The sequence below is a fragment of the Synechococcus sp. JA-2-3B'a(2-13) genome, from assembly GCF_000013225.1.
GTDB lineage: Bacteria > Cyanobacteriota > Cyanobacteriia > Thermostichales > Thermostichaceae > Thermostichus.
The window spans coordinates 2796757-2815765 of sequence record NC_007776.1 but is presented as its reverse complement, the minus strand read 5'-3'; the positions used below and the strand labels follow the sequence as shown (position 1 = coordinate 2815765).

The 19009-nt window shown below is 60.9% G+C and carries 15 protein-coding genes; 7 read left to right on the top strand and 8 right to left on the bottom strand.

Annotation, left to right across the window (positions count from 1 at the left end):
* Positions 1-6 precede the first annotated feature (6 nt).
* From rppA to recF, 4 genes are all read left to right on the top strand, one after another.
* Positions 7-696 (top strand): two-component system response regulator RppA, encoded by a 690-nt coding sequence (gene rppA / locus CYB_RS12970; RefSeq protein WP_011434265.1) that lies wholly within the window; start codon positions 7-9, stop codon positions 694-696.
* A gap of 28 nt (positions 697-724) precedes the next feature.
* Positions 725-2239 (top strand): sensor histidine kinase, encoded by a 1515-nt coding sequence (locus CYB_RS12965; protein WP_202943703.1) that lies wholly within the window; start codon positions 725-727, stop codon positions 2237-2239.
* Positions 2236-2928 (top strand): hypothetical protein, encoded by a 693-nt coding sequence (locus CYB_RS12960; protein WP_011434263.1) that lies wholly within the window; start codon positions 2236-2238, stop codon positions 2926-2928. The genes CYB_RS12965 and CYB_RS12960 overlap by 4 nt, the downstream gene beginning before the upstream one ends.
* 166 nt (positions 2929-3094) lie before the next feature.
* On the top strand, positions 3095-4237 hold the full coding sequence (gene recF / locus CYB_RS12955; protein ID WP_011434261.1) for a DNA replication/repair protein RecF: 1143 nt from the start codon (positions 3095-3097) through the stop codon (positions 4235-4237).
* Positions 4238-4324: 87 nt separating this feature from the next.
* Here the strand turns inward: recF and CYB_RS12950 are convergent, their stop codons facing one another.
* Entirely contained in the window at positions 4325-5875 is a 1551-nt protein-coding gene (locus tag CYB_RS12950) for a YifB family Mg chelatase-like AAA ATPase (RefSeq protein WP_011434260.1), read from the bottom strand.
* A 469-nt stretch (positions 5876-6344) separates the two neighbouring features.
* Between CYB_RS12950 and CYB_RS12945 the strand changes: the two genes are divergently transcribed.
* The 3 genes from CYB_RS12945 (at position 6345) to CYB_RS12935 (ending at position 9682) form a co-directional block, all read left to right on the top strand.
* Positions 6345-8318, top strand: coding sequence for a M3 family oligoendopeptidase (locus tag CYB_RS12945; protein ID WP_011434258.1), 1974 nt, complete (start codon positions 6345-6347; stop codon positions 8316-8318).
* A 7-nt stretch (positions 8319-8325) separates the two neighbouring features.
* Positions 8326-9306 carry a DNA adenine methylase gene (locus CYB_RS12940; RefSeq protein ID WP_011434257.1) on the top strand — a complete coding sequence of 327 codons (981 nt, stop codon included), beginning with the start codon at positions 8326-8328 and terminating at the stop codon, positions 9304-9306.
* A gap of 100 nt (positions 9307-9406) precedes the next feature.
* Complete coding sequence (locus CYB_RS12935) at positions 9407-9682, top strand: BolA family protein (RefSeq protein WP_011434256.1); 276 nt, start codon at positions 9407-9409, stop codon at positions 9680-9682.
* Here the strand turns inward: CYB_RS12935 and CYB_RS12930 are convergent.
* From CYB_RS12930 to CYB_RS12900, 7 genes are all read right to left on the bottom strand, one after another.
* Complete coding sequence (locus CYB_RS12930) at positions 9671-11440, bottom strand: RNA-guided endonuclease InsQ/TnpB family protein (protein ID WP_011434255.1); 1770 nt, start codon at positions 11438-11440, stop codon at positions 9671-9673. The genes CYB_RS12935 and CYB_RS12930 overlap by 12 nt on opposite strands.
* Before the next feature lie 102 nt (positions 11441-11542).
* Positions 11543-12025, bottom strand: a complete 483-nt coding sequence (sufU, locus tag CYB_RS12925) for a Fe-S cluster assembly sulfur transfer protein SufU (protein ID WP_011434254.1) — start codon at positions 12023-12025, stop codon at positions 11543-11545.
* 167 nt (positions 12026-12192) lie between these two features.
* Positions 12193-13371 (bottom strand): NAD(P)/FAD-dependent oxidoreductase, encoded by a 1179-nt coding sequence (locus tag CYB_RS12920; protein WP_011434253.1) that lies wholly within the window; start codon positions 13369-13371, stop codon positions 12193-12195.
* Positions 13368-14195, bottom strand: coding sequence for a sulfurtransferase (locus CYB_RS12915; protein WP_011434252.1), 828 nt, complete (start codon positions 14193-14195; stop codon positions 13368-13370). Before CYB_RS12915 ends, CYB_RS12920 begins: the two co-directional genes overlap by 4 nt.
* Before the next feature lie 38 nt (positions 14196-14233).
* Entirely contained in the window at positions 14234-16315 is a 2082-nt protein-coding gene (locus CYB_RS12910) for a tetratricopeptide repeat protein (RefSeq protein WP_041436843.1), read from the bottom strand.
* Positions 16316-16503: 188 nt separating this feature from the next.
* A complete protein-coding gene (gene cobM / locus CYB_RS12905; protein ID WP_011434250.1) occupies positions 16504-17304 on the bottom strand; it encodes a precorrin-4 C(11)-methyltransferase in 801 nt (266 codons plus the stop codon).
* A 461-nt stretch (positions 17305-17765) separates the two neighbouring features.
* On the bottom strand, positions 17766-18983 hold the full coding sequence (locus tag CYB_RS12900; protein WP_011434249.1) for an RNA-guided endonuclease InsQ/TnpB family protein: 1218 nt from the start codon (positions 18981-18983) through the stop codon (positions 17766-17768).
* Positions 18984-19009: the final 26 nt, after the last annotated feature.

Here is a 19009-nt window from a genome sequence, read left to right as displayed (position 1 = left end):
AGGACGATGCGAATTTTGCTGGTGGAGGACGACCCGGAACAGTTGGAGCTTTTACAGGCTGCCCTGTCCAAGTGCGGCCACGTGGTTGACTGTGCCAAGGAAGGGGAGATGGCTGCCTGGCTGATGGAGGAGAAAGCCTATGATCTCCTGATTTTGGATTGGATGCTGCCGGGGCCAAGCGGGATCCAGCTCTGTCGGCAATACCGCCAATCGGGGGGATGTGCGCCGGTGCTGATGTTAACTGCCAAAGACGCAACATCGGATGTGGTGCAGGGGTTGGATGCGGGGGCGGACGACTATTTGGTCAAGCCGGTGGATCTGGTGGAGCTGCTGGCACGGGTGCGGGCTTTGGGACGCCGTTCCCACCAATGGCAAGGAGACAGCCTCAGCCTGGGATCCCTGCACTTGCACTTGGCCAGCCTGACCCTAGAGCGGCAGGGGAGGCAGGTACAGCTTTCGGGCAAGGAGTTTCAATTGATGGAATACCTGATGCGCCATCCCAACCAGGTGCTCAGTCGGGGCCAGATCGAGCAGGCGGTGTGGGAATGGGGCTGTGAGCCGGAGAGCAATGCCGTGGCTGCGTTGGTGCGGCGGTTGCGGCTACGGTTAAAAGAGGTGGAGGCCCAAGATTGGCTGGAATCGGTGTATGGCCAGGGGTACCGGCTGCGCATAGCCTCTCCAGAAGAGAACCCATGAAAGCAGTTTCTAGGGGGTGGCGATGGAGGTGAAAAGAGCTGAACACAAGCATTCTCTCCCATGGCTGGGCTGGAACTGGGTTTCCCTGGCACACCCCCTTCAGCCGCACCTGGGGCAGAAGGCTGCGACAAGAGGGACGGGATCCCTGGTGTTTCACCACAGCCGCCGTCGCTTGGCCCGCAGCTTTGCCGGGGTCATGGGGGGGATCCTGCTGGTGTTTGCCGCCGTCTTCTACCGCTTGGAAGTGGAGAACCAGTTGCAGGCTTTTGACGAGGAGCTGCAGGTTCAGGCCGGGATCATGGCGGCAGCCATTAAGTACGAGCTGCGCCAGGGGCAGTGGCGGTTGGTGTTGAACGAGGTGCCCTTTTTGGGGGGGAAAACCCAACCCCTCGACCATCACTTGGCCTATGTGCGCTGGTTCGATCCTGCTCCCGGCACCGGAAGGGAAAGCTTGGGATCCCTGCGCCAGTACACGGGATCCCGGCCTCCTCTGGAGCTGTTTGACTTGGATGGCCCGCCTCACCATCTCCAACTGGGTTTCCAAACGGTGGAAGGAGAGAGCGGCTTACTGTTGCGCCAGCTCACGCTGCCGGTGCAGCAGGAGGAAAAGCTACTGGGCTACTTGCAACTGGCGGTGCCCCTGGAACCGCTGCAACTTACCCTGGGTCGCTTGCGCTGGGGGTTGGGGATCGGGATCCCGCTGACGCTGGCGTTGATCGGCGGGGCCGGCTGGATCTTGGGGGGGCTGGCGATGCAGCCGATTCGTCGCTCCTACGAGCAGTTGCAACGCTTCACTGCCGATGCTTCCCACGAGTTGCGCGCCCCCCTGGCCGCCCTGATGAGCAATGCTCAAATGGCTCTGCTGGCCCCGGAACAAGCTCAACCTCGCCTGGAAAAGGTGGTGAGCGGTGCCCGCCGCCTCAGCGTGCTGATCGATACCTTGCTGCAGTTGGCCCGCCAGCAGGGATCCCTGCCCCTGGAGGATCTGCCGCTTCTGAATTTGCGAGCGCTGTTGCAGGAGCTGAGCGAGCAATACCGCCCCCAAGCTGAGGCCCTTGGCCTTCACTGGCAATGCCACCTGCCTGAGACGGATCTTTCTGGGGGTTGGCTTGTGCGGGGGAACGCTGCCCTGCTGCGGCAGGCCATCGAGAACCTACTGCGCAATGCCCTGCAGTACACCCCTGCAGGCGGCACAGTGCAGGTGAGCCTGGAAAGCCAGCGCCAGCGCGCTTACCTCCACGTCAAGGATACAGGCATTGGCATTCCCCCCGAGCATCTGCCCCATCTGTTTGAGCGGTTTTACCGGGTGGATGAAACCCGTGCTCGCCATACGGGTGGGTTCGGTCTGGGCCTGGCCTTGTCCCAGCAGATCGTCACCGCCCATCGGGGATCCCTGCGAGTGGCCAGCCAAGTGGGAGAGGGATCGATATTTACGGTAGAGCTGCCCTTGTCATCTTCAACGTCATTTTTCTCCGCCATTCTCAAGATGAGCCGCGATAACCCAAACCGGCTTGTCCTGTCGATTGGAGTCTATGACCAATGACGATTCGTTCCTCTTTTGCTCGCGCTCTGGGTTGTTCTCTGCTGATTTTGGCTCTGCTCACCCCCCTGGTGCTGGGATCCCCGGCGCAAGCCCAGCGGGGCAGACGCTCTGCTCCTGAAGCCACAGCTCCCCTTCAGGTACAGCCAACTTGGCAGCGCCCGCGGGATCTTGAGCGAGCCAGCCGCGATCTGGCTAAGGCGCAGCGACACCTGGCCGAAGCCAGCTTCCTCTCTCAGCGGGGGTCTTCCCCAGAGGCTGCCCGCCTTTTGGAACACGGCCAGGAGAGTTTCACCAACGCCCAAGCCTCACTTGAGGCGGGGAACTTCTTCGCCGCCCGCGAGCAGGCCAAAGCAGCGGAAAACTTAGCCAAAGCAGCCAAAGTTCTCTATGAGGCGGAGCTGGGTTTTATGGGCCGCCCTGGCCGTTCCTTCTTCGAGGCCCCTTTCCGGGCTCAGGAGTACCTCAGCCGGCTGCAAGCGGAGATGGCCTTCGCCAACATCAACTCCGGCAGCGTCTCTGACCTGCAGAATCAAGTGCAGAACCTGTTGAGCAACGTGAATACGGATCCCAGCAGCTACACCTTCGCCGACTACAGCCGTAGCAAAGCTGCCCGCTACTCCGCCCGCGCTGCCCTACACCTGTTGGCGGCTGAGCGCCTCGGGGGGATGACTACCCTGACCAGGCGCTGATCTGGCCTACCCGGAACTGGGGATAGAAGGGATCCCTGCTGGCTGAGTCTTCGGGGTTAACCCCTCTACCTTCTCTTGCCCCTGCTGCAGTTGGGTCAAAGTGAAAGCCCCCAAAGCGGGGGCTGTTCTTGGTTAGATATTGATCGCGTCTTTACATCTGCCCTTAGTGTACCTGCGTTCTCTGCACCTGCGCCACTTTCGCAACTACCGGGATCAAGAGATCACCTTTGACGCGCCCAAAACCATCCTGGTGGGGGAGAACGCCCAGGGCAAGACCAACCTGCTGGAAGCGGTGGAGCTGTTGGCCACCTTGCGCTCGCGGCGGGCCAGCCGGGATCGGGAGCTGGTATACCAAGAGGAGCGACAAGCCCAGATTGCCGCCACGGTTGAACGGCTGGGGGTGGCCCACGAGCTGGTGATGGAGCTGCGCAGCAGCGGCAGGCGATCCCTGAAGGTGGACGGGCAGGTGCTGCGCCGCCAGGCGGACTTTTTGGGACAGGTGAATGCCGTGGTGTTCTCCAGCCTGGATCTGGAGCTGGTGCGAGGGGGGCCAGAGGCGCGGCGCAATTGGTTGGATGGGGTGTTGCTGCAGCTGGAGCCAGCTTACCTCGGCCTGGTGGAGCAGTATCGCCAGATCCTCAGGCAGCGCAACGCCCTGCTGAAGCAGGATCCCGCGGCTGCCGGCGACAAGTTCTCGCAGATGGACTTCTGGGATGCCCAACTGGCCACCACCGGTAGCCGGATCATGCGCCGTCGTGCCCGGCTGCTGCAACGGCTGGAGCCTTTGGCTGCTCACTGGCACCGGGTCATTAGCGGTGGACGGGAAACCCTGACCCTTACCTATCGACCCCAAGTGCCCCTGCCGGATCCCCAGGCCAGCCCCGAAGTGATCCAAGCCCAGTTTTTGGCCGAGATCCGCGCCAAAGCCGCCGCCGAACACTCCCTGGGCAGCTCTCTGGTGGGCCCCCATCGGGATGAAGTGGAGCTGTGCATTAACGGAGTTGCCGCCCGCGCCTATGGATCCCAAGGCCAGCAGCGCACTCTGGTTTTGGCTCTGAAATTGGCGGAGCTGGAGCTGATCGAGCAGGTGGTCAGGGATCCGCCCTTGCTGCTGTTGGACGATGTGCTGGCCGAGCTGGATCTGCACCGGCAAAACCAACTCTTGGAAGCCATTCAGGAGCGCGTGCAAACCTTGGTTACCACCACCCACCTGGGATCCTTTGACGCCGGCTGGCTCAAAGCCGCCCAAATCCTTCAGGTGCAAGGGGGGCAGCTTTTTCCCAGCAAAACAGGGGATGGGATCCCGTAGGACAGACCGGAGCTCTGGCAGTGAGGGAAACCCTATCTGGGAGGGGGGCTAGGGGTGGTCGCGTCAGCGGCGCCGAGCGCTTGGGCTTTACAGCCGAGCGCGATCCAGGCTGCGGTATTGAATCGCTTCGGCAATGTGGGTGGGGGCAATGGCCTCCGCGCCCTCGAGATCGGCGATGGTGCGGGCCACCTTGAGGATGCGGTCGCTCCCCCGCGCAGACAGGGCCAACTTTTGGATGGCGCTTTCCAAGAGCTTGCGACAGGGATCCGAAAGGGAGCACCACTGCCGCAGGTGGCGGGATTGCATCTGGGCGTTGCAGTGGATCCCAGGCTCGTTTTGAAAGCGCTGCCGCTGCCGTTGTCGTGCCCGCTCCACCCGCCGCTGCACCGCTTGGGAAGATTCGCCGCCCTGGGCGCGGACAATTTCTTCCGGCTTAAGGCGGTTGACCCGCACCTGCAGGTCGATGCGATCCAGCAGCGGGCCGGAGAGCTTGGACCAGTAGCGCTCCCGCTGTTGCGGCGTACAGGTGCAGGGGTGAACGGGATCCCCGTAGAAGCCGCAGGGACAGGGGTTGGTGGAGGCCACCAGGGTGGTTTGGGCGGGAAACTCTAGGGAAACGCGGGCGCGGGAGATGGTGACTTTGCCATCTTCCAGGGGTTGGCGCAGCACCTCTAACACCTCCCGCCGGAATTCCGTCAGCTCATCCAGGTACAGGATGCCATGGTGGGCCAGCGAGATTTCCCCGGGCTTGGGGTAGGGGCCGCCACCCACCAGCGCCACTGCCGAAGCCGAATGGTGGGGAGCGCGAAAGGGCCGCTGGGCGATCAGGGGGGTCTGGCGTCCCAGGTGCAGGTTTTGCCGCAACAGGCCGGCTGCCGAGTAGATGCGGGTGATCTCCAACATCTCTTCCCACTGCAGCTGGGGCAGAATGCCGGGCAGTCGCCGCGCCAGCATGGTCTTGCCCGCTCCCGGGCTGCCCACCAGCAACAGGTTGTGCCCGCCGGCTGCCGCGATCTCCAGAGCCCGCCGGGCATGTTCTTGCCCCTTCACATCGGCCAAATCCAGCAGGGGTTCCGTTTCGGTTGGCAACATCTGTTCTGGCTGGATCCGCACCGGCTCAACTCCCTCTGGGTTTTGCAGCCAGCCCACCACCGCCGCCAAGGAGGGCAGCCCATACACTTGGATCCCTTGCACCACCGCTCCTTCCGGCCCATTTTCCTGGGGTACCACCAGGCGGCGGATCCCCATCTCGGCAGCGCTGGCGGCAATAGGCAGAACCCCGGCCACCGGGCGTAGGGTGCCGTCTAGGGCCAATTCCCCCACCATCAGGGTGTTGGCCAGCGCTTCCCCCTCGATCACACCGGAGGCCGCCAAGATCCCGATGGCAATGGGCAGATCGAAGCTGGGGCCCTCTTTGCGCAGATCGGCAGGGGCCAAGTTGACGATGATCCGCCGCTGGGGTAAAGCAAAGCCGGAGTTCTTGATCGCCGCCCGCACTCGCTCTTTGGCCTCCTGAACGGCAGTATCGGGCAGTCCCACCAAGGTGATCTGGGGCAAGCCACCGCCCACATCCACCTCCACCGTAACCTGCACGGCCCGGAGTCCCAGCAGAGCGGCAGCAGTGACTTGAGCAAACAATGCAGTCACCTCCCTCGGATAGTTCTTTTACCCTTTGCACAAGTGGCCGCAGGCCTATTCTGTCCCAACACGTATCCTGGCCGAAATTGGGATCCCCACGCTGCCGGCTGCATTTGCCCAAGGAGAATGTCACAATCATCTCAGGTTTTTCCTGCCCCCAAGGAGGCACGTCGGTTTTCGCAGTCGCAGTCTTTAATGAATGCGGGATCCCGGATCCGAGCTTGCCGAATGGCTCAGGCTTGGGTTGGCTGTTGCTGCCGCCTTTGCGCAGCACAGCAGCGGTGAGGCTATGTTCTGACCAGGATGGGAACCCCCAGGGGGGGATAGCAGGGATCCGGATCCCTCTGATCGCAGCCTGCACCTCCAACCCAGATTTCCCCAGCCATTTGCCCTTTGGCAGAGGTCAAAAGGCGGGCACACCCCTCTGCCGACAAGCCAACAGAGGGACGACCCCATCTCTAGGAGGCTGATGCCGGTGGTCTTTCCTGCTGCTGAACCCCCTTTCGAGCGTTTCTCTGGCTCTGGGAAAAAGCGCGCCCTAACCTGGAATGAACTGGAGGAGCAGGTGCAGCAGTTTGCCCAGCGCTACCGGGGGCAGGTGGTCCAGCTCAGCCCGCCAGAGCTGGCGGTGGCGCTGCAGGAGTTGTCGGAGCTGACGCAGGCGCTCGCCCTGGCAGCCCATCTTGCCGAGGGTTGCGAGAGCAGCAGCCTCCCAACAGCGATCCCGGCTGAGGCCGAACCAGAGATGGCCTGGACGAAGGCAGACCCCAGCTGGAGGGATCTGGAGCGGGTCATCTCCCTGCAGAGCCAGCTGTTGTTTTTCCCCCTGGAACTGCAATCCCTGACCGCCGTTCCCCTCGGCGAACCCGCAGCTGAGACGCCGCAGGAGCGAGAGGATCGGCCCTCGGATCCCTTGGCCGCTGCTTGTGCCGAGCCGGAGCTGCGCCCCTTTCGCCAGTTTTTGTGTCGCCTCCTGCAGCAGCGGGGTCACCAACAACCGGAGCCTCTGGAGTGCCTGCTCCACCAACAGTACCCAACAGGAAGGTTAGCTTGGCGGCAGTTGTGGCAAGTGACCCTGAACTCGCCTGCTGCGCTCCCAGAGCACACTCTTGTCCAGCTGCAGAGCTTACAAACTCACGCCAGCGCGGAGATCCGCTGGGTGGCCTACCAGCGGCTAGTCCAACACCTAGAAGCCCATGCCGATCTGGGTGGGTTTATCCTCAGCACCCTGATCCGCGACCACCTGTGGGAGGCCCAATGGCGGGGCTATGACTCTGCTGCCGAGCTGTATCTGGCCCGCCAGGGCCTGACTCAGACCTTTTTGGAGAACCTATTGGAAGGGATCCGCGATCGGTTTGACCTGTTCCAGCACTATTACCGCCTCAAAAGCAGAACAATGGGACGTTCCATTCGCATCTGCGATCTGCATGCGCCCTGGGGGGATCCCGTGCCGCCCCTGACCTCTGCTGAGGCCACCTCTCTAATCTGGGCAGCCCTGCAGGACTTCTGCCCCGAGTGTGCGGCCCAGGCCAAACCCTGGCTGCTAGAAGTCGGCTCGGCAATCGAGGCAGACAAGCCCAATCGCGCAGCGGGCACAGCCTTTCGCCCCGGCGAAACGGAGTTCTCGCCCAGGTCGGGAGAAACGGGATCCGGCGGGAGCGAGCTCCTGTTGAAGGTTCTTGCTATCATCAGCCAGCGGCTCCGGCCTGAGGATCCCCAAGTTTGGCTGGATCTGGAGGAGATGCAGGGGAGTTCCGCACTGCTGCCGCGAGCGTGGGGGGTGCAGGCTCACACCGTCTTTTTGCAGCAAATACTCCTGGATCACCTGGTTGCCTCAGCAGTGGGATCCCCTCGCATGGGCAGGCCTGCTCTTTACGACCCAGAGGGGCAAACTGCTCCGCAGCGCTGGCGGGAACGCTCCGGCAGCCTCCAGTTGGCCCAGGCCCTGTTGATACACCATTTGGAAGCCCAGTTGCAGGCGGTGTTTTACCAGAGCTTGATCAGTCGGCTGGAGCTGATTCTCTATCGGTCGGGGCTCCCCGCATGGGAAAATGTGGCAACCTATCCTCTTTGGGTGAGCGAAGAGTGGTTGAAGCTGTGTCAAGAGCTGTGCGGAGATGCGGTGGAACTGTTGCCGGAACACCAGTTTTACTGGGTGGGGATGCCGGAGCTGTTTCTCCACCCCTTTAGTGCCTATCAGGCTAGCCTTGCCAGCCTGGTGGCCTTGGCCTGTCACCGCCGCTATCACAGTTCTCCGCGCAACTTTCTGCCCCACTACCTCCGTTGGTTGGCCAGCCCGCCCGGATCCCTGACTTTGGCAGAAACCACCCAGCTGCTGCAGGCAGATCTGAGCGACCCAGGGGGAGTGTTGCAGGCGCTGGAGGAGCTGGAGCATTGGATCGAGACGCTAGAAAAGCTGCTGGAAGAGAATCCAGATCACTGAACCAACGATGACCCACCCTTGTTCTCTTGGACATAGGCGTGCTCTGCGGCGGGAAGAACTCTGGAACCCTGTACCCGACTCCTGCGAACCCACCCCAGCGGAGCCAGCCGTTAAAGCGCGTCCCTTCCTAAAATGGGCAGGGGGAAAAGGGCAACTGCTCAGCCAATACGAACCCTTTTTTCCTCGCGCCTGGAACACCTATCACGAGCCCTTTTTGGGGGGTGGAGCGGTCTTTTTTCATCTGGCCCAAGGGATCCCATCGGGTTCTCGACACTTTGTTTTGTCGGATATCAACCCTGAGCTGGTAAACGTGTATTGCTGCGTGCGGGATCAGGTGGAGGAGATCATTGCCCTGCTCAGCCACCACCAAGCCCACCACAGCCGGGATTATTACTACACCATCCGCGCGGCTCGATTTGAAGATCCGGCGCAACGGGCTGCCCGCCTGCTGTATCTGAACAAGACCTGTTTTAATGGCCTCTACCGGGAGAACTCGCGGGGAGAGTTCAATGTCCCTTTGGGCCGTTACCGCAATCCCCGCATTTGCGACGCGGAGAACCTACGGGCCGTGGCACGGGTTTTACAAGGCGTGGAGATCGCGGTGCAGCCGTTTTGGCAGGTGCTCGAACGAGCCAAACCCGGGGATTTCGTCTATTTGGATCCCCCTTACTATCCCCTTTCTGCCAGCAGCAGCTTCACAGCCTACAGCCGGTTTGCCTTCGGCGAAGCGGAACAGATCCGCCTGCGAGAAGTGTTTGGAACATTGGCCGACCGAGGCGTGCAGGTGCTGCTCTCCAATTCCGATTGCCCCTTTGTGCGGGAACTGTACCGGGATTACCCCATCCAGACCATCTCTGCCAGCCGTGCCATCAACGCCCAGGGCCACAAACGCGGTCCCATCACCGAGGTCTTGGTGCTGAGCCATCCCAGCCTGGCCACCGCCTGCAGTGGGCCGGAAGAGATCCCGTTTTGCCCCGGAACCATCTAGGGTAATGGATGAGCAGGTCGAGATCCAAGGCGGGATCTCGAGCTTGGACACACTATTGCTCCGCAACGCTGACGCGACGAGACAACGGGAACAACAGCGCATGGATCCACGAGAAATTGAGGCGTTGGTACGGGCCGCCCTGCCCGGTGCGAGAGTACAGGTGGAAGACACGGTCGGCGATGGCCACCATTTCCAGGCCATTGTGGTGGCGGAACAATTCCAGGGCTTGCCCCTGATCAAACAGCACCGGCTGGTGAATGAGGCCCTGAAAGCTTACCTGCAGGATGGCCGCCTACATGCTTTAGCCCTGCGCACCTTTACCCCCGCCCAGTGGGAGCAACTCCAGGGGCTGGATTCTGGTTCATCAGCCAATTGAGCCAAGAGGAGCATTCCCAGTCGGGCTGTGCATCGCCTCAACTCCTCTCTCCCTTTGAGAAAGGGGCTGAAGCTGTCGCAAACGGGAATCTTGACATCCTCCCCGGCCTGAAGGCCGGAGATTCCTACCACGCTGCGCATGGATGGCTCCTTGCGCAGTCGTCTCGGCGGGTTCCTGCTTCCGACCGCCCGTGCGGTTCGATCCACAGGCCATCCAGGCTGACACGGGTGGTTCACCCACCCGCATCCCGACCGCAGCGTCGGTCGTGTCCTGCCCTTCGTCTCGCAACAGCTGTATCCCGCGAGCAAGGATGTTGATGGCACCGACCAGAAAGGCCTCCGGCCCGCTGCCGCGAAAGGCCTCCGGCCCGCTGCCGCGAAAGGCCTCCGGCCCGCTGCCGCGAAAGGCCTCCGGCCCGCTGCCGCGAAAGGCCTCCGGCCCGCTGCCGCGAAAGGCCTCCGGCCCGCTGCCGCGAAAGGCCTCCGGCCCGCTGCCGCGAAAGGCCTCCGGCCCGCTGCCGCGAAAGGCCTCCGGCCCGCTGCCGCGAAAGGCCTCCGGCCCGCTGCCGCGAAAGGCCTCCGGCCCGCTGCCGCGAAAGGCCTCCGGCCCGCTGCCGCGAAAGGCCTCCGGCCCGCTGCCGCGAAAGGCCTCCGGCCCGCTGCCGCGATCGGCGTTATTCTCATAGCCGCACGCCACGCACTCGAACCAGGCTTGGGTCTGGCGGTTGTCTGATGAAACATGGCCGCAACATGGACAGGTGCGGCTCGGGTTCTGCGGCGGCACGACAATGAGCCTGCCGCCTTTCCAGGCCAGCTTGTACTCCAGCATGCAGCGGAACTCATACCACCCCTGGTCGAGAATGGCTTTGTTTAACGCTGACTTGGCGCGGACGTTCTTCCCAGGAGCATCTGCTGTCCCTGCCGCCAACTTGGACATATTCCGCACCCGCAAGTCCTCGATGCACACGATTGCCTGGCTTTTGCAAATCGCGGTCGAGACCTTGTGCAGGAAGTCGCGGCGGGCGTTGGCCATCTGAGAATGAATACGCTGGAGGCGGGCTTTTGCCTTCTTCCAGTTGTTGCTGAACTTGACTTTGCGGGAGAGCGCTTGCTGTGCCTTGCGCAAGCGCGCCTCGTGCCGCTTGAAGCTGTTGAGGGGCGCGTAGAACGTGCCGTCCGAGAGGGTAGCCAAGCGGGCAATGCCCATGTCCATGCCCACTGCGCCCCCCTGCGGAATAGGCCAATTAACCTCCCGCTCGGTCTGGATCGACACGAACCACTTGCCAGCGTGCTTGGATACGGTGACGTTCTTGACCTTGCCCACCACGTCGCGGCTGTTGCGATAACGCAGCCAGCCAAGTTTGGGCAGAAAGATGCGGCTGTTGGCCTGGTCCAGCTGGATTTGCTTGGGGTCGGGATAACGGAAACTGTCCGACCGGCCTTTTTTCTTGAACTTCGGGAAGCCGGCGCGCTGGGCGAAGAAGTGGCTGTAGGCTCGCTCCAAATCCTGGAGCGCCTGTTGCAGCGGATGCACCGGCGCATCCGCCAGCCACGCCGTATCTGCGCTGTGGCGCCACGCGGTGAGCAGCTGGCACAAGCCCGCATAGCCTAGCTTTTTCTGACCTTGCTCGTGACGCTCCTTCTGCAACGCCAGTGCTTTGTTGTAGACGAACCGGCAGGAGCCAGCAAAGCGGCGCATCTGCCGTTCCTGCTGGCCGTTGGGCAGCAATTCGTACTTGAAGGCTTGAAGTCGTTGCACCGCTCAATCGTATTCTTGACCTATGCGTGATGACAACGATATAGGCTACGGTTCGCGCTATCCTTCCCTGCCCTGAAGGACGGGGCTTGCCGCGCCTTTTGGTCAGTCGGTGTTTTCGTTGCTCACAAAGGCCGACCCATTGGCCTGGGGTTCGGGCGATTCCAGCGCGTATTTGAGCGCATGCCAGGCCAGGTTGGCGCATTTGATGCGCACTGGAAATTGGGCTACCCCTTTCATGGCGTTCAAAGCCCGTTGCTCCCGCGGGAACTCTTCGCCACCGCGCATCATGGCTTGGAAGCGCTCCACCAACTGCAGAGCTTCGGGGATGGTGCGCCCCCGCACCGCATCCGCCATGAGATCGGCAGAAGCCAGGGCAATGGCACAGCCTGCCCCCTCGAATTTGATATCGACAATCCGCTCCTGGCTGGGATCCAGTTGTAAGGTGAGGTCGATGGTGTCGCCACAGGAGGGGTTGTGGCCACGTTGGTGGCGGTGGACGGGATCCACTCTGCCGAAGTTGTGGGGCTTTTTGTACCGCTCCAGAATGACTTGCTGATAGAGTCCGCGCAGGTTATCTAGAGGCATTGTTGCTCCTGGTTGGTCGCTGCTCTGGCCGGTCGGCAAAAGTCGATCCGCTCATAGCCCATTGCCGCCGGGAATAGCCATAGTTCTCAGATATTCAGGATTTGGGAAGCGAGCCCGACCTGGCCCATCTGGTTTTGATCTTAACCCCGTTCTTGGTAGAGCTTGAGTCAGTAGAAAAACTCCTGCCAGCGCAGGGGCTTAAGTTTGCGCATGTACAGCCAATCAAAAAAGTTCTTCAGCACCGTGGCTGCATAGCCGCGCCAGACCAGCCTGCCTTTCTCGGCAACGGCAACGCGGTTCCCCACCGTTACACAAACAAAAACCGTGGCCTGCGGTCGGTAGGGGATCAGAGGTTGGCCGCGGATGAGCCGCAGCAGGTTTTGGGCTGCAATCGGCCCCTGGCGCACCGCGTACACGCCGATCTTGGGCAAGAGGCGGGATCCCCAAACAAAGTCAGCGCAGTCCCCCACCGCCAAGATGTGCTCTGAGCCTTGCACCCGCAGGTATTTGTCCACGAGCAGGGCTCCCGTCGGCCCTGTTGGCAAGCCGCAGGTGCTCAACCAGCTCGGCACCTGGAAGCCACCTGCCCACAGGCGGGTCTGAGCTATCAACTCGGTGCCATCCGAGAGCCACACCTGCTCCGGCCCAAAGGCTTTCACCTGACATCCGGCCCAGATTTCCACCCCCAGATGGCGGATTTCCCTTTCCACCGCCCGGCGGAAGGGTTCCGAGAAGCCCTCGACCAGATGGGCCTGGCGATGGATCAAGATCAGCCGGGCTTGAGCCAAGGGGATCCCTGTTTCTGCGCTCATTTCCCGGCAAAGATCGTAGAGTTCCCCCATCAGCTCTGTGCCGGTACAGCCTCCTCCCGCCACCACAAAGGTCAGCAGGCCCGGCGTCCGATCCCCCTGGGCTGACCGTTGCCAGCACTGCCGGATCCAGGTTTGGGCAGCCACCAATTGTTCTGCCGGTCGAATGGTGAAGGCATGTTGGATCCCATCGATGGGGCGCAACTCCCGGCCCACATTCACCAACAGATAGTCGTAGGCCAGAGTTTGGATCCCGGCTTCACTCTCCAGGGTCAGGGTTCGAGCTTCGGGTTGGATGTGGGTGACTCGCCCCGGCAAAAACTGGGCGCCGTTGGCTTGAATATGCTCCAGCAAAGGGATCCGCACCAGCTCCAGAGAAAACCGACCACTCAGCAGCCGCGTGGACATGCCTGAATTAACACTGTAGGGATAGGGGTTGATGGCGATCACCCGTGCCTGCCCTTTGAGCGCCCGCAAGGCGTCGATGGCTCCATAGCCACATCCGGCCAAGATCACAGTGGGCAGGGATCCCCTCATGGCTGGAGCGGGAACTTCTGGAGATCCCCGGCTGCCCATTCCAGGATGGAACCGGAATAGCTTTTGGCCTGCCGGCCCAAATGGGTTAAAACCACCGTGACCCAAGCGGAGCGAACCCCAGCTGTGCAGTAGGCAATGATCTCGGCTTCTGGAGGGATCCCGGCTTTTTGCAGGCGGGCGTGAATTTCATCGGGCGGCAATAGGGATCCCGCCGCATCCATCAGCTCCTTGTAGTAGAGATGCACAGCGCCGGGGATGTGTCCACCGCGCGCCTCACCATAGGGGGTGGCTCCCTTGTATTCTTGGGCTTCGCGACTGTCGAGGATGGCCACACGGTCGGAGCCAAGGCTGGCCCGCAGAGTGTCCCGGTCGATCTCCCACCGGTCGGTTCGCTGCACTACAAAGTCGCCCCGTTGCGGTTCGTCGGCGCTTTGTCGGGTTGTGGTCAGCACTCCCTCCTTCACCAGGGCCGGATAGCCCCCGTCCACCATGACTGCCTGGGGATGACCCAAGCTGCGCAACATCCAAACGATCCAGCCATCTTCTCCCCAGCCCCGCAGCGGATCGGCCACCACCACCACCGGACGCCCCTGAAACACGCCAAGGCCCTGCAGCCTTTCGGTGAGAAGGGCATCATCTGCCAACAGCTTGCCGCTGTTTGCAGCCTCTGGTTGAGTAAACTCCGTCCAGTTCACCGGAATTGAACCCTTCAGGATCCCGTCGGCTTGCAATTCCGCACTGCGTGCATCCAGAAGCGTTGCCCCTTGTTGGATGAGCTGGATGGCGGTTGCAGGGCTGACCACCCAACCTGGCGTTGGTGTCATGGGTTGAGAGAACCTTAACTGGAAGATCCTATCCCACCTTACGGGACGAGTAGGCCGGTATGGGCCTCTTCCATCTGTTTGGAGAGAAGCCGTTGCAGGCTCACTCTGGCTTCGGAGAAGTTGGGAGCGATTTCCAAAGCCGAGCGAAAGTGTTCAATGGCCTGCTCCAGCTTGCCTTGGCGGGCAAGGATGGATCCCAGACGATAGTGAGCTGCTCCATAGCTGCCATTGCTGCGAATGGCCCGTCGATAGCTGGCCTCCGCCGAGGTTAGATCCCCCTTGATGCGCGACGCCTCTCCCATGCCAAAGTGAGCTTCGGGCAGATCTGGGTCTCCTTTCAAAGCCTGTTCAAACTGCTGTATAGCCTGCTGCAACTGTTGAGGCTGGATGAACTTGCGCCCAGAGGCATCCCGTTGTTTGGGCCCCAAGTAGGCTAGGCCAATGGCGGCCATCGCTTCGTGCAGATCGGGGGCCAGCTCCAAAGCCCGCCGGTAGTTCTTCACAGCTTCGCTGTATTGCTCTTGGCTTGCCAACACCAGGCCCAAGCCGTAGTAGGCGCGAGCCTGCTGTCTTTTGAACTGGCCATTGAAGATCACCTGGCTGAACTCTTGGCTGGCTTGAGCCAGATGACCTGCATGCACCATTGCCAAACCCAGATCCACCCGCACACCGGCTGCCAACTCAGGAGCGAGATCCAGGTTGAGAGCAGTTCGGAAGGCTGCGATTGCCGCTTTTAGCTGTCCTTTGCGCATCAGCGCTTGTCCCATCACGGCGTGGCCCAGGCCCAGGCGATCATTCAACTCCAAAGCAGCCCAACAGGAATCGATGGCCTCGTCCCATTGCCCCAGCTTGAGGCGAATTTGAGCAACGCAAAGATGGGCCTCGCTGAAGTGGGGATCCAGCCCCAGGGCCTTTTGTTGCTGGGCCAACGCTTCTGCCCAGTTGCCCTTCTCTGCCCAGGCTTGGCCGAGCAGGCTATAGATCTCAGCTTGGGCGGATCCCTGGGTGAGGGGGAATGCTTCGGGTAAGTGGGCCAGAACTTCATCCGGCTGATGCTGGGCCAGCCACTGCCGTGCTAGAGCCTTCAGGGTTTCCACCAGGTGGGTGTTGATGCCGCTCCAGTTCGGGTTCAGGTGTTTGGCCTGTTGGTAGTGGCTCAATGCCTCCTGCAGTCGGTTGGTTTTCGCCAACAGATGGGCCAGTTCAATGTGGGCCTCTACGTGATCTGGCTGTCGCCGCACAGCCTCCTGAAACCGCTCCACTGCCTCAGGAATTGGATTGGCCTGTAAAAAGGACAGCCCTTCTGTAAAGGGATCCTGGGATCCCTCCCGCTCAAAGGTGTTGATGGCACGCCGGCCTTGCCAACCCAGCCAGCCCCCCCCTGCAGCCAAGATCAACAGCGGGATCCCCAGCCCCAGCGATCTGGCTCGGGCAGGAACATCGGCTTGCCCAAAAGAGCGCACCACCAACCCAGCCCCCAGCAGGAGAGACAAAGCCAGAGCTCCCCCCAAGAAGGGCCTTAGAGCAGGCCTGTGCAACCATTGATCAAGTGTCGGAAAGTTGGCCAGAACGTCGATAGGAGAACTGGGGCGAGCAGTTGTAGGCAGAGGGGTCGGGATCCCGTCTTGGGAAGGGGCATGGCCAACCGAGGCCTGGCTTGGAGCCGCTTCTGGCCAGCGCTCTTTCTGAATTTTGGGAACCGGTGCCCCCAGAGTTTTAACTTTGCGAAAATCGGAGTTGTGGTCGGGATCCACAACAGGTTTTTGGGCCTCCAGCACCTTGATCTCAGAAATCTTGGTGCCCGGTAATACAATCTGCGTGGCATCGGCACTGCTTTCCCCAGAGGACAAGTAGAAGACTTTTTTCCACTGCGGCTGTGTTTCCCCCTGAAGCCGACCGTACACCACCAGTTGGCTAACTCCCTGCACAGGCAAGCCCCCCAATTGGCTGGCAACTCGATGCAACACCATAGAGCAGCTAAACATCCCCTGCCGTGGGAGATCCACCATGAGGTAAAGGGCATCTTGCTTCAGGGCCGAACGGGTTGGCAGGGGGGCCAGGGCCTTCTGCAGAGCCTTGATCAGGGTTTCCACGCTGCGAGCAGCAGATGAGCCAGCCATAAAGTTAGAGTTAGCAAAGTTAAGTTAGAGAGTGAAAAAATGGTCTTGTAACAACTCCAATCCAAGAGGGATCCACTTCTCTCGGCAAAAACGAGTACCCCCTCGCCAGAAGTCCAGGCCTCTGACCTCATCTTGCTGCCTCATTGTGCTCAATCTGCCGGAGTCCGTCAATATACTGAAAGAGCCTGTTACAAACGGGGCTGCCGGCCCATTCTGGGACGGAAGAGGTGGGTGTGGTCAGGGCTGTAGAGCCGCGAGCGGGCAGACCTGGAGCTTGACAAGCCTTTCAAGGCAGGGCTGACGAGATAGAGCACTGTGCGTTCTAAGCCGGCTTGCCGGGTGAGGGCGGCCATCTCGGCCAGGGATCCCAGCCAGATCTGTTCGTCCGGCCAACCCAAGCGATAACAAACGGCAACCGGGGTATCGGCGGGGTAGTGAGCCAGCAGATCTGCCTGCGCTTGTTCTACGTGGCGGGCGCTCAGATATAGACACAAAGAGGCGCGGTGGGCTGCCAGACTGGCCAGGGCTTCTGCTTCCGGTACCTGGGTGCGACCGCTGGCGCGGGTGAGGATAATCGTCTGTACCAACTTGGGTATGGTCAACTCCACCTGCAAACGGGCGGCTGCCAATTGAAAGGCGCTTACTCCCGGCACGATCTCAAAAGGGATCCCTGCCTCCGCCAGCCGGATCAGCAGCTCGTGCAGAGCGCCGTAAAGGCAGGGATCCCCATCCTGCAGCCGCACCACCCGCCGCCCCGCCTTGACCCGTTCCACAATTTGCGGCAGCAGCGTTTCCAGCGTGAAGGAGCGGGTGTCAATGGCCTCAACCCCAGGGCGACAATGGGCCAGCACTCCCTCTGGCACCAAAGAACCTGTGTAGAACACTACATCGGCTTCCGCCAGCAGTCTTTGCCCCCGCAGGGTAATCAGCTCCGGATCCCCGGGGCCAGCCCCGACAATGTAGACAGGCCACGACGTCGGTTCGCGCATTTGCTTGCTTCCTACCCCTTCAAGGGCCTCTTTGAAGATCCCTTTTCCAAAGTCTTTTCAAACTGGATTCCAAGGGAACTTATCTGGAGGCTCAAGCATGCAAGATCACGACAGGCACTCGCATCCCATCTTAAGGTACGTTCGGGAAGACTATTATCCCTACGTTGTTTTACCCCAGCCGATTGCTCTCCTCTTGAGGGGGCCAGATCTCCCACCTTGCCCGCCGGAGCCGGAGCCGCCACAGATGCCTGCCCGTCCGCTGGAGCCGGAGCCGCCACAGATGCCGGAGCGCCCAACGGAACCTGAACTACCTCGAATGCCGGAACGCCCTGTTAGGCCAAATCTACCCGAGCTACCCCAGCCTTTGATGGGCAAGCTGCAATCGGCATGGGCAACTGGTGCTGGTGCATAGAGCAGTCTAGTGTCCGGTGCTATACCCGTAAACTACCCGGCTCCGACCGCTAAGCGGTACGGAGCGGGCTTTCAGTAGCCCTGAGCCTGCTCTGCTCTACCAGAGAACAAAACAGGCCCGAACCTCTAGGCTGGTTTACGGCAGCCCCCAAGAGCGCAATTACGTTTGCACCATTCAAGTCCGCATCTCCTTCCCATCCACAGTGCCCACACTTGAACGACTTGCCACTGCGGTAGGATTGCGCAGGGTCGGGATGGATGTGCAAACACCGGTGGCAGGTCTGCGACGTGTAGGCAGGCGGCACAAGAATCAGAGAAACCCCTGCAACCCTCGCCTTGTATTCCAGAAATTGACGTAGTTGGTAGAACGCCCAACTGTTGGCCCTGCGCCTTTCGGTTTTGCTGCGGGGTTGTTGATTGACCCTTTCCCGGATCCCTGTCAAGTCTTCCAGAGCAATAGCGCTGTTGGTAGCTTTTGCCCTAGAGACAATAGCTTTGGAGATGCGATGATTGACCCACGTTTTTGCTACGCAACGCTGACGCGACTGAAAGCGTCTCTCCTTGCCAGACAGCCGTTGCAACAGTTCTCTGCATCTGCGCCGCGAACTGCGTGTGCCCTTACTGGCTTTGCGTTGGAGTACCGCCCTCAACCGGGAGTAGTGGTCGCGGACTTTGTTCAACTGCTGTCCATTCCAGTTGTCCCCCTCTGACGTATGGGCAATATCTGTCCTCCCCAAGTCCACCCCGATCACCTTGTCGGTATCTTGTTGCTTGGGTGGTTTTTTCTCTACGCAAATCTGGATGTAGTAGGAGCCATCTTTGCGCTTGACCAGGGTGGCAGATTTGGGGTTGGAACCAGCCAGCATCCCACGCTGGTAGTTGCCAATGGCCAGTTCAAAGCGTTCTCTCCCTTCCACCGTGGTCAGCGACACCGTCCAGTCTTTTTGACGGAACGAGAAGATGCGTGCGTCGTAGGTAACGAACCTACGCTTGAACTCTTTAACTGGACGGTTGCGCTGTCTCGCCACTTTGCGAGCGCCTGCCACCCGTCTGCAGACCTGTTGGGCCAAGTTGCTAGACAAGCCGAATCGGGCGCGAATCTCGTAGTAGCAAAGGGATTGCAGTTTGACCGCATTGACGATCTTCTCCGGCGTGTTCTGGTTGACCCAGTTCAGTGCCTGCACAAAGGCATCCATCGTCGCGTCCAATTTAGCGGCTTGCGACTGGGACACCTTGAGCTTGCAGGAGATGGTCAGGACTTGGCTCATAAGTTCATTGTACTTCATCAAAGCGC

Bases quoted from the DNA above. Each gene is read 5' to 3' on its own strand.
- rppA (WP_011434265.1), top strand. From the start codon at position 7: ATGCGAATTTTGCTGGTGGAGGACGACCCGGAACAGTTGGAGCTTTTA.
- CYB_RS12960 (WP_011434263.1), top strand. From the start codon at position 2,236: ATGACGATTCGTTCCTCTTTTGCTCGCGCTCTGGGTTGTTCTCTGCTG.
- CYB_RS12945 (WP_011434258.1), top strand. From the start codon at position 6,345: ATGCCGGTGGTCTTTCCTGCTGCTGAACCCCCTTTCGAGCGTTTCTCT.
- CYB_RS12940 (WP_011434257.1), top strand. From the start codon at position 8,326: ATGACCCACCCTTGTTCTCTTGGACATAGGCGTGCTCTGCGGCGGGAA.
- CYB_RS12935 (WP_011434256.1), top strand. From the start codon at position 9,407: ATGGATCCACGAGAAATTGAGGCGTTGGTACGGGCCGCCCTGCCCGGT.
- sufU (WP_011434254.1), bottom strand. From the start codon at position 12,025: ATGCCTCTAGATAACCTGCGCGGACTCTATCAGCAAGTCATTCTGGAG.
- CYB_RS12920 (WP_011434253.1), bottom strand. From the start codon at position 13,371: ATGAGGGGATCCCTGCCCACTGTGATCTTGGCCGGATGTGGCTATGGA.
- CYB_RS12915 (WP_011434252.1), bottom strand. From the start codon at position 14,195: ATGACACCAACGCCAGGTTGGGTGGTCAGCCCTGCAACCGCCATCCAG.
- CYB_RS12910 (WP_041436843.1), bottom strand. From the start codon at position 16,315: ATGGCTGGCTCATCTGCTGCTCGCAGCGTGGAAACCCTGATCAAGGCT.
- cobM (WP_011434250.1), bottom strand. From the start codon at position 17,304: ATGCGCGAACCGACGTCGTGGCCTGTCTACATTGTCGGGGCTGGCCCC.
- CYB_RS12900 (WP_011434249.1), bottom strand. From the start codon at position 18,983: ATGAGCCAAGTCCTGACCATCTCCTGCAAGCTCAAGGTGTCCCAGTCG.